This window comes from Coxiella-like endosymbiont (assembly GCF_030643785.1).
Taxonomy (GTDB): Bacteria; Pseudomonadota; Gammaproteobacteria; order Coxiellales; family Coxiellaceae; genus Coxiella.
In genome coordinates this window covers 776,982-790,469 of the sequence record NZ_CP094378.1, presented here as the reverse complement: position 1 = coordinate 790,469, position 13,488 = coordinate 776,982, and the positions used below count along the sequence as shown (strand labels likewise).

The following is a 13,488-nucleotide window of genomic DNA, read 5'->3' as shown; positions in this document are numbered from 1 at the left end:
ATCCTGTTTTTTTAACGTCATCCCGAGCATGACCGTCAATCCCGGTTAATCCCGAGTATAGCGCGAGGAATTTAACCGGGATTGACGGTCATGCTCGGGATGAGGCCACTCAGGGTGGCAACTAGCCAGGATGATGGCGAATTTTTATTCGCTATTATTTTTCGTCTTCTTTTTTCCTCTCGTCTTCGACTTCTTCGAACTCAGCATCCACGACATCTTCTTTCTTGTCAGTTTCGGTTTGAGTTTCCGTGGGACCTGTTTCGCTGACTGGAGGAGCTCCAGCAGATCCCTTCTTAGCATAGGCACCTTCTGCCAATTTAGAAGAGTACTTGGTTAATTCCTTCGTTTTCATCTCAATCGCATCTTTATCATTTCCCTTTATTGCTTCTTTGAGTTCTTTAATCGCTTTTTCAATGGCATCTTTTTCATGAGTCGCAACTTCTGCTCCTAAGTCTCTCATGGATCTCTCAACAGCATGAATCATCGCATCCGCTTGATTTCGCGTATCTACTAATTCGTGAAATTTACGATCCATCTCTCGATGCGTTTCCGCGTCTTTGACCATCTTCTCAACTTCGTCATCAGATAAACCGCTCGAAGCTTTAATCACGATTGATTGTTCTTTACCCGTCGCTTTATTTTTCGCCGAGACATGAAGAATACCATTAGCATCAATATCAAAAGTAACTTCAATTTGCGGCACACCACGTGGCGCTGGTGGAATATCTGTTAAGTCAAAACGTCCCAGCGATTTATTCGCTGAAGCCATCTCGCGCTCTCCTTGCAAGACATGAACCGTAACAGCAGTTTGATTATCCTCAGCTGTCGAAAATACTTGATTAGCCTTTGTCGGGATCGTGGTATTTTTATCAATCAACTTGGTCATGACTCCACCTAAAGTTTCAATTCCTAAGGAGAGTGGCGTAACGTCAAGTAACAACACATCTTTTACTTCACCAGACAATACAGCACCTTGAATAGCCGCACCAATAGCCACCGCTTCGTCTGGATTAACGTCCTTGCGCGCCTCTTTACCGAAAAATTCTTTAACGGCTTCTTGGACCTTCGGCATTCGAGTTTGACCACCCACCAAAATCACATCGTCGATTTCGGAAACTTTAAGTCCTGCATCTTTAATCGCTATTTTGCAAGGTTCGATAGTTTTTTCGATTAAATCTTCTACTAAAGATTCTAACTTCGCACGAGTGAGGCGAATATTTAAATGCTTAGGACCGGAAGCATCCGCTGTGATATAGGGTAAGTTAACATCCGTTTGTTGGCTGGACGAAAGCTCAATTTTCGCTTTTTCAGCCGCTTCTTTTAGCCGTTGTAATGCCAAAGGATCGTTATGCAAATCCACCCCTACATCTTTCTTAAATTCGTTAGCTAAATAATCAATCAACCGCAGATCGAAGTCTTCACCTCCTAGGAAGGTATCACCATTCGTGGTCAGGACTTCAAATTGGTGTTCACCATCTACGTCAGCAATTTCAATAATAGAAACATCAAACGTTCCACCACCTAAGTCATAAACAGCGATCTTACGATCACTTTTTTCTTGTCCATTCCATAGGCCAAGGCAGCAGCAGTAGGTTCATTAATAATACGCTTAACATTAAGACCCGCAATTTTACCCGCATCTTTGGTCGCTTGACGTTGGGAATCGTTAAAGTAAGCTGGTACAGTGATTACTGCATCGGTTAACGGATGACCTAAATAATCTTCTGCCGTCTTTTTCATCTTCATTAAGACTTGAGCTGAAATTTGCGGTGGCGCCAACTTTTCAGGACGACCGTCTTTACCAGTCACTTCCAACCAAGCATCTCCGTTATCCGCCTTAGTAACTTTGTAGGGCACCATCTTAATATCTTTTTGAACAACATTATCATCAAAGCGCCGCCCAATTAAACGCTTGATTGCAAAGAGAGTCCGGTCGGGGTTCGTGACAGCTTGCCGCTTTGCGGAGGCACCCACTAAGATTTCAGCGTCTTTAGTATATGCCACAATCGATGGCGTGGTGCGCGAACCTTCGGCATTTTCAATTACTCGTACCTTTCCACCCTCCATCACTGCAACACAGGAGTTAGTGGTGCCCAAATCAATACCAATAGTTTCAGCCATTCTCTTTCCTCTCAAAAACAGAAATTTAGGATGCTTTACTCTCTAAGTGGGGACAGGGTTTAGGATTTCAAGGGATAAAATTCGTTAACATTTTAAAGTCGGTGTAGACCAGAAAACACGACCCTCTAATATGGCCACAATCGTATTCTCCATTCCTCTTCTCTATTCCTCGAAGAAGAGTCAGAGGAAGCAGCAAAGGAAGCATTTCCTTAAGGGTGGAAGTTACTTTGGATCTCATTCAGAATGTTCGTTAAGGCCGTACGATCTACCACCCAATTTCCCTCCAAATAGGCAGCGTCACTTACGGAGATCCTGCAGACTTCCCTCCAAAACACTGCTAAAAATTCCTCAAGTTGGACAAATAATTGATTTTTCGAAGTACTCATGACTTTCCCCATTCATTTAAAAACTTCAGGAAATTTCTCCTGAATAATCGTAACTTCACTTAAAAAAACATAAAATCCCGATAATGTTAACTCACTATAATGCAATATTTACTTAATAAGCTTATTAAGCAGATGAATGACATGGCAGTTATTATTATTCTTTTGTTTCGGATGTTTTTTTCGATTAATTTGGAACGAAATCATATTGGAACTGGAACGTTCATTAAAGACTTTAAATTGCTACACTACGTGGTCAAATTTTCCAATAAATAATTGCTAATATTTTTCCATATCATTTATACGCCGATAGGCATCTATCTCCCAAAACAAATCTATCCATTGGCCTATAAAATCATGGAAGACATGCCATCTCCTCTAGTTTTAGCGTCATCCCACAAAAATAGAGATGATTTTCATAGGCTATTTTAATCCTTAAATATTAAGGCTAATCCTAAACTTAGGCTACCACGAGCACTCGTGCGGCTCGTAATACCCGGCCATTGAGTTGATAGCCTTTTTGCATCACCTGAGCAATTGTATCAGGTTCGGCATTCAGTACTTTTTGAATGGCCATAGCTTCATGAAAAGCAGGATTAAAGGGATCCCCAGGCTTAGGATCAATAATCTCAACACCGTGCTTTTCGAGTGTTTTGTGTAATAAATCCAATGTTAAACTCATCCCTTCTCGCAGACTTTGGGCATGTAGATCACTCGATTCGCGACTTTCAAGACCATGGATTAAACTGTCAACAACCGGTAAAAGATCCGTAATCAATCGCTCTCCACCATATTTTATAGCGTTTACAATATCCCGTTCCGACCGCTTGCGTAAATTATCCATTTCAGCCTGTGAGCGAATGTATTGATTTTTATATTCATCTAATTTTCGCTCCAGACTAGTGAGATGGCTCTCTAACTTTTCGCGGCTGGGAAATTCGAGCTCCTCTCGATTCGGCTCTATCTCTTGAGAAGCATTTTCTTCTACTTTTATTTTTTCTTCCTCACTTTCTAATACTTTTTCCCATTTGTTTTGGAATTCAAGCCCAGATTCGGTCTTCTCTTTTTTGCTCATTCGGATCTCCTCAGTCATATGAGATCAAATACTAAATAAAATATGAGATGCTGTAAAATCCCTCTAGAGTTCTCTGGCTGTAAAAACATAATCTGTAGCTTTCTCATTTTAAAAAAGCTATCCTCAATTCTTATGAAAAAGCCACCATTCCATCGGATCGTTCTAATGGGACGCAAAGGAGTCGATAGGGCCCCCGAAACCCTGCAGGCCCTAAAAGAATATCTTTTATCTCTAAATCGGACTGTTCTCCTTGAAGAACACGCTGCACATATGATGAATGGCCATAATTTAACCGTCCTCTCAGCCAATCAATTGAAAAAAAAAGCAGATTTATTAATCGCAGTAGGCGGAGATGGAAGTTTACTCAATGCCGCACATATTGCTGTTCCTCAAAAGATTCCTGTCCTAGGAATTAATCGGGGACGTCTTGGCTTTCTCACAGATATCCCCCCCATGAGTTCCTAAAAATAAATGCTATTTTGGAGGGAGATTATAGGGAAGAAACCCGATTTCTTTTAAAAATGACTGCAAAATACGAAGGCGAGATCATTACTCAAGGTATTGCACTTAATGATGTCGTACTGCTCCCAGGAGATATAGCAAAAATGATTGAATTCGATATTTCAATTAACGAAGACTTCGTGTGTAGTCAACGCGCGGATGGATTAATCGTTACTACTCCCACAGGCTCGACCGCTTATGCCTTGTCCGGTGGTGGACCTATTTTACATCCGCAATTAGATGCCATTGCTTTAGTACCCATGTTTCCCCACACTTTAAGTAGCCGTCCTATAGTTGTCCAAGCCCATAGCCAAATAAAAATAAATATTTCTTCCCAAAATGATATATCACCCTCTGTAAGTAACGACGGACAACAGCCCGTAGCATTAGCAGCAGGTGGAAGCATCTATATTCATAGATATAAGCATCCATTGCACCTCATTCATCCAACCGATTACAATTATTACGACACATTACGTCGTAAATTGGACTGGGAAAGACACGCCTCGAAGGTGTATCATGTTAACGCATACTCATATTAAAAATTTCACGATCGTTGAATCCATTACCTTTGACTTTGAAAAAGGCTTAACCGTATTAACGGGTGAAACAGGCACAGGAAAGTCTATTATTGTGGATGCTGTTGGTTTATTGTTGGGTGGTCGAAGATCGGATACTGCCCTAATCCGTTCCTCTACAGAACAGTGTGTATATTAGTCTGTGTTTTGATCTTATCCATAATTTGAAAGCTCAAACCTGGCTTAAAATACATAATTTTTTCTCGACAGTGAATGCATAATAGTACGGCGAGTTATTTATCTGGATGGTCGTCGCACTCGAAGCACAATTAATAACGACCACCCTTGTACATAACAATTAATGCGGGAATTTGCTTCTTTTGTTTTACAGATTCATGGTCAACATCAGCATCAAAATTTATTAAAGTGCGATATCCAGAGTGCGATATCCAGCTACAATGATTGGACAATTTCGCACAACATAAAGATTTACTTGAAAAGATTAATGAACATTATCGTCAGTGGCAATCGATCCATACAGAATTAAATCAACTCAACGGACAAGCGAAAAGTCGCGACCACGAGCGTTCCTTATTGCATTATCAATATGAATAATTAGAACGCGCTAAATTATAAGAAAATGAATCAGAAATTTTGAGTCAGCAGCTATGAATCTCACAGTTCTGAATGAAGAAATTTCTGCTTCGATGCTTTTACAGAAAGCTATTGATCATGTAAACAAAATTAAAACCCGAGACCACTCAGCTTATCGCTATCCTTATCGCTATCAGAGAAATGTTAAATACCGCCGCTGTTTATTCACAAGAAGCCGGAACAGAATTAAATCATTATCGCGAAAAACTCGATTCAAGTTCTGAGAACCTATATGAGCACCTATAAACTATGGAATTTCGATTATCTCTTTTACACGACCTTGCTCGAAAACATTATGTTGGTTTTGAGGAATTAATTGATATAAAAAAGTTGCTTTATCATCGTATAGAAAAATTTGAAACTCTTGAAGTACGCATTCAGGATTTAAAAAATCAGAAAATCCGTATTAAATCTGAATATGAAAAAATCGCTCAAAAACTTACCCGAAATAGAAAAGAAAAAGCAAATTACCGAAAAAATGCAACAGCTAGGAATGATGGGTCGATGCTTTGTTATTCGCTTTGAAGAAAGCAAAAAAGAAATTTCGTCCCTGGGGAGAGAAAGAATTGTTTTTTTATATCAATACCAATCCTGGACAGGAACTGCTTCCTTTACAAAAAGTAGCCTCAAGAGGAGAATTATCCCGAATTAGCTTGGCTCTTCAAGTTATCACAGCTCAAAAAAAGGGACGCACACATTAATTTTTGATGAAGCCGACACAGGAGTCGTCCGGGGGTAAAAGGGCGGAAATAGTAAGTCGATTGCTTCACAAATTAGGCGAAAAAACTCAAGTGTTATACATTACTCATTTATCCAAGTGGCTGCTTAGGGCTGTCCCACCACCATCTTTACGTAAATAAAATTACCACAAAAACCGATGTCTTAACAACCATCAACGGCTTTAAAGCCCAAAGAACACATTGAAGAATTAGCGTTAATGTTGAGTGGTGTCAAAATAACTCAACAGACATCAAAATAACTCAACAGACAATTGCTCACGCAAAAATCTTGCTTAAATGCAAATAATGATTCTTTAGCTATCAATAAAGGAATGTCCTTCGCAAGGCTGACAAATACCGTAAATTGTTAGATCATGGTCGGTCATTTTAAATTTGGATTTTTTAGCAATTGCTTTTTGGCGGCTTTCGATAATTTCGTCGATGAATTCTTCCACTTTACCGCAATTGATACAAACCAAATGATCGTGATGGCCTCCTTGGTCCATTTCAAAAACAGAATGCCCACCCTCAAAGTTATGCCGTTTTACCAGTCCAGCTGCTTCGAATTGCGTGAGCACGCGATACACCGTAGCAAGTCCCACATCTTCACCGATATCTACTAGTTTGCGATAAATATTTTCAGCGCTCATGTGATGGGGATCGAAGCTTTCTAAAATTTTTAATATCTTAAGACGCGGGAGCGTTACCTTAAGCCCAACCTTACGCAATTCTCGATCTTCCAACGTAAACATCCTCTGATATTTAAAGTTATTCTAACATAGCAGTTTTTGGAGGTTAGCTCTAGATATTTACCTTAAGAGCAGTGTGTTACCGCTCAAAATCACTAAAGTAACATGGCCCAAAATCCTCTCTTATTTGAGAGCATGGTGGGGGGACAATCTGCATAAGGGAACATTATTACAGATAAAGATCTAAGTAACTTAGATACAGGAATGGCAAAGATACAGAAATGACAAAAGATCAGGTTCGGACAGCAATGGATAATCCAGCGCTTGTCAATATTTTTACTGATAACCGAATGGTGTATATTTATACTCTCCAACCGGTCGTCCATCGGCGAATGCAATCGACCTGTTTAATTTAATTGTTTAATTTAATTATTTATTTATGCAATAATCACGTCACCAACTTTTGGACAGACAAAAACAAACCTATTGGCCGAGTGGATCTACCCAATCCTTAAATTATTTTGCTCTTGCAATCTTACAAGAGAAACGCTGAACTCGTAATAAACGCGCTTGTTTTGGATCAATAAGGAGAGAACGGTAGATTTCAATTCGGTCGCCATCCCGCACGTTACCATCCAAAGTGGTACGTTTACTGTAAATTCCTACGCAGACTTGGGACAAATTAATTTCCGAAAATTGCTGCAAAATACCTGAGCGCTTGATTGCTATAGCTATAGTACAGTTTTCTTCAACTTCCAGAGGAATCTCCACTTGTTTTTTTGGCGTAGCGTAACAAACACTAATCTTAATCATGAATTTTTCCATAAATAATATCAGCACGTTTACAAAAGGCACCAACTAGCATAGTAGCAACTTGGTTGAATAAAGCACCAAACGTCAAGGCAAGCCATCGTGAGGAAAACTCAAATTCCAAATCTAACAACACTCGACAACCCCCTTTCTCCAAAGCTTTAAACTGCCAAAAACCCTCGAGTTGTCGGAAGGGTCCGTTCACTAAACGTATTTCCACCATTTTGTGAGGTTGTAGGCGGTTTAAGGTAGTGAACGATTTATTGAGCCCACCTTTTGAAAATGACAACCTTGCTCGTATTTCATCGTCCGTACGACTATTGATTTGACTATCGCTACAAAAGGGAACAAACTGGGGGTAGGATTCAATATCATTTATTAGGTTGTACATTTCTTTTTGCCCATAGGGCACTATTTTACTTTTATTGATATCAGGCATACCGTTCCGATAATATAACCAACGCCATGAACAAGCAAATCACAAAAAAACCTGCGCCCCGCATTATTGCTTTAAATAAAAAGGCGCTCCATGATTATCATATTGAGCAGCGATTAGAAGCGGGATTAGTCCTGGAGGGTTGGGAAGTCAAAAGTATTCGGGCTGTACAGGTTCAGTTACGGGATAGTTATGTCATTTTTAAAGCTGGAGAAGCTTGGTTAATTGGAGCTCACTTCTCTCCTCTTCCTAATGTAGCTGACTACATGAAACCCGATCCTCAACGATCTCGTAAATTACTTTTAAGTAAGCGCGAAATTGGCAAGCTATTTGGCACAGTTCAAAAAGAGGGGCTTACCGTTGTGCCTTTGGATCTTCATTGGCATAAAAATCATGTTAAGGCCGAAATTGCTTTGGCTAAAGGTAAAAAAATACACGATAAACGGGAAACGATTAAACGTCGGGAATGGGAACGCGAAAAGCATCGGGTGTTGAAGTCTCATGGATAAGCGTCCTTCTTTTTCCACCTCTCGTCCGTGAGATTACGTGTGACCAGATGACAGAACCCGATTTTCAGGGCGAATATACCGCGGCCCTGGCAGATAGGGGAACTTACCTTTGCCGTCAATGTGGTTTGACACTCTCTTTCGTTCAAAGAATAAATTTCACTCTGGCTGCGGCTGACCGAGCTTCGAAGAACCCATTGTAGAAACTGTGAAACGACTTCCCGACTCCGATGGGAAGAGCACAGAAATTCGATGTCAAGAATGCGATTCGCATTTGGTCCATGTCTTTAAAGAAGAAGAAGCGTTCACACCAAAAAATACCCGTCATTGCGTTAACTCGTTGAGTTTGGATTTTGTTATTGATAATCAAGTTCGCGATACAGAAGAAGGGATTTTAGCAGGCGGTTGTTTTTGAGGCGTTTATTATTATTATTTCAAACAACTTCCGGGGGTTTAAAAACAGAGGTAGGCTATACAGGCGAGGAGATGAAGAAACCGACTTATGAGGCCGTTTGCAAAGGAAAGACAGGACATGTGACATGTGGAAGCTATTCTGGAAGCTATTCGTGTTTTATATGATCTCCAACGAATTAATTACGATAAAGTTATCCGGTATTTCTCTAAAATTCATGACCTGACGCAAACGAACGGACAAGGCCATGTATTGGAAAGCAATACGAGAGTATTATTTTGATTATGATAATCGACAAAAACAAATTGCCGAAACAGCCATAAACCAGTTGACAGTAAAAGATTACCCCTGTTGCCATTCGCGTCGTTTCTGTTAGCACTTTTTAGCGAGCTGAAGAGTACTATCAAGACTATTACGGCAAGAACGAGAAAGAAGCTTACTGTCATCACTATGTGAAACGATTTTAGCTATCTTTACGATACCCTCCTGTCTAATCTATAATTATATGGGGGGCGATCAGGCTTCGACGCGAATCCTGAAACCTGAGACGCATGCCGAGCCGGCAACGAAGGCTCGTAAATCCATCAGTTGCAATTGTATATCTGCAAATGATACACAATACGCTGTAGCTGCCTAATAACGCAGCTTCCCATTGTCAGGATTGACTTGTAGATTCTGTCTAATGGTCATATTTTACAAGCTCGCTTTCAAAGCATGGCCCATGACTTGGAAGTTAAACTTCAGGGCTCGCTGTCAATCTCCCCTGTACGTCTGGTGGTTGTCAGCTAAATAATAGACGATGCTAAGCATGTAGGGTCAAAGGCGGATGCATTTACGGACGCGGGTTCAATTCCCGCCGCCTCCACTATGTAATGCAATGTCTCACATTAAAAATCACCGATTCCTTCATTTAGAATGTCTAAATAACGTTGGTAGGTATAAATTTTATGACGTTCTTTTCCTGTAATTTCTTTAGCAATACCTAATGTTTCTAAATGTTTAATGGATTTTGTCGCGATAGGAATCATGATATTGCAATGCACTCCAATTTTTTCCAATATCCGTTACAGAATGCTTTTCTTTCTAAATAATGATGCACTAATAATGCAGAAGCGGATGGGTCTACCTAGATCTTCAATTTTTCGGCGATCTTCCGTACAAAGTTCAATGATATCTTTTGTATTTTTTACAGCTTGATTGAGGGGAACAAACGTAGTATTATCCAGCCATGTGCCGCCAAATCCAGTTTTGAAAGCGACGAAATTCACCAGATTCCTTGACACTGTCCCCTACCTTTACTTAATAAAATTTCATGAATTTCTTTTATCAAACACAAACTCAGTGGAAAGGCTTCACTTAAACGTTTAAAGCCGTACTCCATAGAGGCCACATAATTTGAAACCTCAATGACATCGTATTCCAGCACACCAGATACACTTCTTCATTTTCATACATCAGAAAATTCGACAATGAAGATTGAGTTCTTTCAATTTGAGAAGAAAGCACGGCTTCCTTTCGAATATACATGTAAAGAAATAATTCTTGATTCGGTAAAATGTTCCCAATGCCATCCAACACCGGCCAATGGCGAGATTGGCTCGATCCAAAAAGGGGCAGATCGGCTTCAGTTGCAGCTCAGGTTTCGGTGGTAACAGCTTTGGAATATAAGCAAAGTAGCCCCCGTAGATGATTTCACTTTTTGTCCAATTCGTTCTTTTGTGTTCATGAATCGCGCTTATTAAACTTTAAATCAAAATCTTTTAACTAATCACATCTTAACTAAAAAGCTTAATTAGTAAGATCTAATTAAAGGAAAATGTGCTCTCATACTCCAAACAAAAATTGCAGTCCATCCTCGATGGGCTCATTTTCTTTCTGTATTTTCCACATATTTTCATGAATATTTTCTTGTTCCTTAATCCAGAAAAGAAAGAGGAAACGTTGTCCAATCAGACAGCAGATTGATCTTCCAGGGATTGATTTTCTCTAAAAAAATATAAAAATATGAGAAAAACAACAAACAAGTGCTATTCAACAATTTAGAATAAACGGTCTTAGAAAGCAGTCTTTCTTCGTAATAAACCATTCAACTCATCTTAGTCCAGGAAAGGAACCTCAGTAATTGCCTTTCACTCTCTCCGGATCACCCGTTAAAATAAAATCTCTAGATTGACATCTTGGGTAATTCATCTTTGCTTTCTGAAATTTTATTTGCTAGTTGCAATATGACATCTCGATTAGCGAATTGTTTTTCTACCAGTATTTCTGCTAATTTCTTACTCGTCAATAATTCTAACATTTTAAGTAAACACATTGCTTTCCTTCCTTCAATTGGAATAATATCCGTGTCAGACAAATAATGTGTACCATCTTCCAGAAGATAGATTGCCTTGTCTTTTTCTAGCACGACGTCTTACAATTCTGAATACATAAATTCTAAACGTTCTATTTCATCTGTTATAAGATTAGAAAATCGAATATCAAAAATCTGGATGAAGATCTCATTTTCTACGTGTAGTTCTAAAAAAATTCTCTCAGCTCCTCTAGCAATTTCGTATCTTCACTCTTAAAGATTAACAAGAACTGATTTGAAAAAGACTCGGTTGCTAAAGATATTGATCGAAGATTCTCAAAAAATTTTTCCATCTCCTACACTATATAATGTTGCCCCAATTCTTCACCACTATACCGAAATTCTTCTATATGTTGGCATCGAGCTTTTATCCAAGAAAAGATTTTCCTCCACAAGCCGTTGTCGTAATATCCCAGGATTTGACAGGGCCGACCCTTCCTCATAAAATCGATATACCAAACGATGCGGCACACTTGAGATAGTTCCTTGAGACATAATTTTATCCGATAAATAAACAGTAGCGCCCCTATCAGTCTGTCGACAGCGGAATTGCGTCGAATAGAAGCTCCCTATTCTTTCTGGGCAACATCGACATCTAAATTATCTATTCCAATAAGAGGGAGGGCGTAGTAAGAGGGAGGGTATAGGATGTCATGAATCATCGTGCGATGTTTTTGAAAGGGCTGTCCCTTACCTTATTAAGTGGGATCACCAAAATGGTCATCGCCCAAATAACGCGCCTCAAAAGTTTTAATTTTAGAATCGAATAAACAATTTTTCTGCAATATCAGCGAAGCTACGTCGGCCAAACTGGATATGAATACGCCAGAGATTGACTTCAAGTTTTTTTAGCTGCCTGAACTAAAAATTTATTAAAAATTCTTCTAAAAGTAAGACTAGAAACTATATACCGTCTGGTAAAATTCTCCTATATCGAGTCCTATACTTCTGAATCCTCTGTTACTTTCGTCCCTTCCATTACTGCTAGTATTTCTTTAATAGTATACCGTTGCTTCAATTCAGCTTCGGATAAAAGTTCAACAAAGGTATCATACCGTCCAGCTCCTTTTAGGGCTGAAGCAACGTACTGTCCAGTCTAACTATCCCATATAAATCAATAGCTTGGTATAATCCACACGACCTGTCTTGAGATTTAACCACCGCATATCATCTATCCTTCGAAAGGTAAACAATTGTGTATTGTACTTATGTAACAGGAATCTCATTCGCATTTTCTGCTACTAATTATTTTCTGCTGCTAATTTAAGTAAGGTTAAAAATGGATTTTGAGCAACAGGAATAGAACTTTCAGAGAACAACTCGGCAAAAGGAAAATGAAGTTCTTCCAGTAGGGCATTCAGTGAATTTACCGTCATTCTTTCTCTTGCCTAGAGCTAGCTGGCGGCGAGCAACCTTCCTTCACTAACGCAGAACCCGCTACTTCTTCAGCTCCTTTGGATGCTAATAGATGCTAACAGTCCAGCGTCAAACCACACATCCAAGGAAAGAAAAGCACCTTCCAATAGAACTTCTTTCCAATGTTTATCTTTAACACCATCAACCATCGTTTCGACAGAACTGATTACCAGTAACTAGATTACCAGCAACTAATAGAACCACTCCTTTAAAATTGGCTACAACTACGTTTGATGGCCTTGCGTTTTGTTTTTATATTTTCAAAAACCGCTTTATTTCTTGCTCCAGATTGGCATAGGTGACTTTCATACCCTGCGATTCTAAGGACTGCGTTCGATTTTCCCAAATCTAAAGATCGCTGCTTAAACGATCAACAAGATCATCTATAAAATCCTTTTCTTTTTTCTGTAATTAAGATTTAAGCTTTAAAATTCGGCTATTACAAAAATCCAATTCTCGATGGGTAGCTAATCATTCTCATTAGCATCCATCAAAAATTTATTAATCATATTCCCGATGTTCGAAGGTAACCAGGACCGAGCTGCCCTGGTAGGCTGTATTTGAGTCTTATCAAATTTCCTGAAACTACTTTACAAGTTTGATCCTAGAAAATTTCCTCATCCCACAAACCGTATTCTCTTAGAATTTCCAAGACATCTGTTCAAAAATTAAAATCAATTTTTAACTCATTAGCGTGCTAAGGATCTAAAACCCTTTCAAATTAGTTAGCTAAATAATTCAATAAAAATTTTATCTTTTGCTTCCAGTTTTCACTTTCAATAAAGATTTTTCACTTTTAATAAGGATACTTCTGGAACAAGTCAAATGCAGCGCTAAAAATATTTTCGGCTGAAAAGGACAGTTGTTGCCATTTTTTTCACACACTTTTTCTTCT

Annotated in this window: 16 protein-coding genes, 1 other RNA gene and 3 pseudogenes; 9 read left to right on the top strand and 11 right to left on the bottom strand. The window is 39.1% G+C overall.

Annotation, left to right across the window (positions count from 1 at the left end; translation table 11 throughout):
* Positions 1–154 precede the first annotated feature (154 nt).
* Together dnaK and grpE are read right to left on the bottom strand one after the other, a co-directional pair.
* Positions 155–2,121, bottom strand: a pseudogene (gene dnaK, locus MRH55_RS04145) (molecular chaperone DnaK).
* Between the two features lie 843 nt (positions 2,122–2,964).
* Positions 2,965–3,579: a nucleotide exchange factor GrpE gene (gene grpE, locus MRH55_RS04140; RefSeq protein ID WP_304985031.1), complete on the bottom strand. Its 615-nt coding sequence runs from the start codon at positions 3,577–3,579 to the stop codon at positions 2,965–2,967.
* Positions 3,580–3,711: 132 nt separating this feature from the next.
* On the opposite strand from grpE, the pseudogene MRH55_RS04135 reads away from it, so the two are divergent.
* The 5 genes and pseudogenes from MRH55_RS04135 (at position 3,712) to MRH55_RS04115 (ending at position 5,953) form a co-directional block, all read left to right on the top strand.
* A pseudogene (locus MRH55_RS04135) lies at positions 3,712–4,622 on the top strand (NAD(+) kinase).
* Entirely contained in the window at positions 4,600–4,797 is a 198-nt protein-coding gene (locus MRH55_RS04130; RefSeq protein ID WP_304985030.1) for an AAA family ATPase, read from the top strand. Before MRH55_RS04135 ends, MRH55_RS04130 begins: the two are co-directional and overlap by 23 nt.
* Positions 4,798–5,060: 263 nt before the next feature.
* Entirely contained in the window at positions 5,061–5,213 is a 153-nt protein-coding gene (locus tag MRH55_RS04125; RefSeq protein WP_304985029.1) for a hypothetical protein, read from the top strand.
* 288 nt (positions 5,214–5,501) lie between these two features.
* A complete protein-coding gene (locus MRH55_RS04120) occupies positions 5,502–5,777 on the top strand; it encodes a hypothetical protein (protein ID WP_304985028.1) in 276 nt (91 codons plus the stop codon).
* A complete protein-coding gene (locus MRH55_RS04115; protein WP_304985027.1) occupies positions 5,762–5,953 on the top strand; it encodes a hypothetical protein in 192 nt (63 codons plus the stop codon). Before MRH55_RS04120 ends, MRH55_RS04115 begins: the two co-directional genes overlap by 16 nt.
* Before the next feature lie 332 nt (positions 5,954–6,285).
* Here MRH55_RS04115 and fur read toward each other — a convergent pair whose 3' ends face one another.
* Positions 6,286–6,714 (bottom strand): ferric iron uptake transcriptional regulator, encoded by a 429-nt coding sequence (fur, locus tag MRH55_RS04110; protein WP_304986124.1) that lies wholly within the window; start codon positions 6,712–6,714, stop codon positions 6,286–6,288.
* A 227-nt stretch (positions 6,715–6,941) separates the two neighbouring features.
* Between fur and bamE the strand changes: the two genes are divergently transcribed.
* Positions 6,942–7,076, top strand: a complete 135-nt coding sequence (gene bamE / locus MRH55_RS04105; protein WP_304985026.1) for an outer membrane protein assembly factor BamE domain-containing protein — start codon at positions 6,942–6,944, stop codon at positions 7,074–7,076.
* Between the two features lie 100 nt (positions 7,077–7,176).
* Here the strand turns inward: bamE and MRH55_RS04100 are convergent, their stop codons facing one another.
* Together MRH55_RS04100 and MRH55_RS04095 are read right to left on the bottom strand one after the other, a co-directional pair.
* The gene (locus MRH55_RS04100) at positions 7,177–7,473 is read right to left on the bottom strand and encodes an RnfH family protein (protein WP_304985025.1); all 297 of its coding nucleotides are present in this window, start codon (positions 7,471–7,473) and stop codon (positions 7,177–7,179) included.
* Positions 7,466–7,909 carry a type II toxin-antitoxin system RatA family toxin gene (locus tag MRH55_RS04095; RefSeq protein ID WP_304985024.1) on the bottom strand — a complete coding sequence of 148 codons (444 nt, stop codon included), beginning with the start codon at positions 7,907–7,909 and terminating at the stop codon, positions 7,466–7,468. Before MRH55_RS04095 ends, MRH55_RS04100 begins: the two co-directional genes overlap by 8 nt.
* 26 nt (positions 7,910–7,935) lie before the next feature.
* Between MRH55_RS04095 and smpB the strand changes: the two genes are divergently transcribed.
* From smpB to ssrA, 3 genes and pseudogenes are all read left to right on the top strand, one after another.
* Positions 7,936–8,415, top strand: coding sequence for an SsrA-binding protein SmpB (smpB, locus tag MRH55_RS04090; RefSeq protein WP_304985023.1), 480 nt, complete (start codon positions 7,936–7,938; stop codon positions 8,413–8,415).
* Positions 8,408–9,291 (top strand): annotated as a pseudogene (locus MRH55_RS08030) (bifunctional methionine sulfoxide reductase B/A protein). Before smpB ends, MRH55_RS08030 begins: the two are co-directional and overlap by 8 nt.
* A gap of 41 nt (positions 9,292–9,332) precedes the next feature.
* Positions 9,333–9,692, top strand: a transfer-messenger RNA (tmRNA) gene (gene ssrA / locus MRH55_RS04075).
* Between the two features lie 19 nt (positions 9,693–9,711).
* Here the strand turns inward: ssrA and MRH55_RS04070 are convergent.
* The 6 genes from MRH55_RS04070 to MRH55_RS04050 all read right to left on the bottom strand — a co-directional run bounded on the left by MRH55_RS04070 (position 9,712) and on the right by MRH55_RS04050 (position 12,553).
* On the bottom strand, positions 9,712–9,882 hold the full coding sequence (locus MRH55_RS04070; RefSeq protein ID WP_304985020.1) for a hypothetical protein: 171 nt from the start codon (positions 9,880–9,882) through the stop codon (positions 9,712–9,714).
* A gap of 6 nt (positions 9,883–9,888) precedes the next feature.
* Positions 9,889–10,107, bottom strand: coding sequence for a hypothetical protein (locus tag MRH55_RS04065; protein WP_304985019.1), 219 nt, complete (start codon positions 10,105–10,107; stop codon positions 9,889–9,891).
* 73 nt (positions 10,108–10,180) lie between these two features.
* Positions 10,181–10,351, bottom strand: a complete 171-nt coding sequence (locus MRH55_RS07760) for a Fic/DOC family N-terminal domain-containing protein (protein ID WP_369421516.1) — start codon at positions 10,349–10,351, stop codon at positions 10,181–10,183.
* A gap of 637 nt (positions 10,352–10,988) precedes the next feature.
* Positions 10,989–11,138 carry a hypothetical protein gene (locus MRH55_RS04060; protein ID WP_304985018.1) on the bottom strand — a complete coding sequence of 50 codons (150 nt, stop codon included), beginning with the start codon at positions 11,136–11,138 and terminating at the stop codon, positions 10,989–10,991.
* 737 nt (positions 11,139–11,875) lie between these two features.
* Positions 11,876–12,019, bottom strand: coding sequence for a hypothetical protein (locus tag MRH55_RS04055; protein ID WP_304985017.1), 144 nt, complete (start codon positions 12,017–12,019; stop codon positions 11,876–11,878).
* Positions 12,020–12,418: 399 nt separating this feature from the next.
* Positions 12,419–12,553: a hypothetical protein gene (locus tag MRH55_RS04050; protein WP_304985016.1), complete on the bottom strand. Its 135-nt coding sequence runs from the start codon at positions 12,551–12,553 to the stop codon at positions 12,419–12,421.
* Positions 12,554–13,488 lie beyond the last annotated feature (935 nt).

Excerpts from the sequence above, each read along its gene's own strand:
- grpE (WP_304985031.1), bottom strand. The coding sequence starts at position 3,579 with ATGAGCAAAAAAGAGAAGACCGAATCTGGGCTTGAATTCCAAAACAAA.
- MRH55_RS04130 (WP_304985030.1), top strand. The coding sequence starts at position 4,600 with ATGTTAACGCATACTCATATTAAAAATTTCACGATCGTTGAATCCATT.
- MRH55_RS04120 (WP_304985028.1), top strand. The coding sequence starts at position 5,502 with ATGGAATTTCGATTATCTCTTTTACACGACCTTGCTCGAAAACATTAT.
- bamE (WP_304985026.1), top strand. The coding sequence starts at position 6,942 with ATGACAAAAGATCAGGTTCGGACAGCAATGGATAATCCAGCGCTTGTC.
- MRH55_RS04100 (WP_304985025.1), bottom strand. The coding sequence starts at position 7,473 with ATGATTAAGATTAGTGTTTGTTACGCTACGCCAAAAAAACAAGTGGAG.
- MRH55_RS04095 (WP_304985024.1), bottom strand. The coding sequence starts at position 7,909 with ATGCCTGATATCAATAAAAGTAAAATAGTGCCCTATGGGCAAAAAGAA.
- smpB (WP_304985023.1), top strand. The coding sequence starts at position 7,936 with ATGAACAAGCAAATCACAAAAAAACCTGCGCCCCGCATTATTGCTTTA.
- MRH55_RS07760 (WP_369421516.1), bottom strand. The coding sequence starts at position 10,351 with ATGTATATTCGAAAGGAAGCCGTGCTTTCTTCTCAAATTGAAAGAACT.
- MRH55_RS04060 (WP_304985018.1), bottom strand. The coding sequence starts at position 11,138 with ATGTGTTTACTTAAAATGTTAGAATTATTGACGAGTAAGAAATTAGCA.
- MRH55_RS04050 (WP_304985016.1), bottom strand. The coding sequence starts at position 12,553 with ATGACGGTAAATTCACTGAATGCCCTACTGGAAGAACTTCATTTTCCT.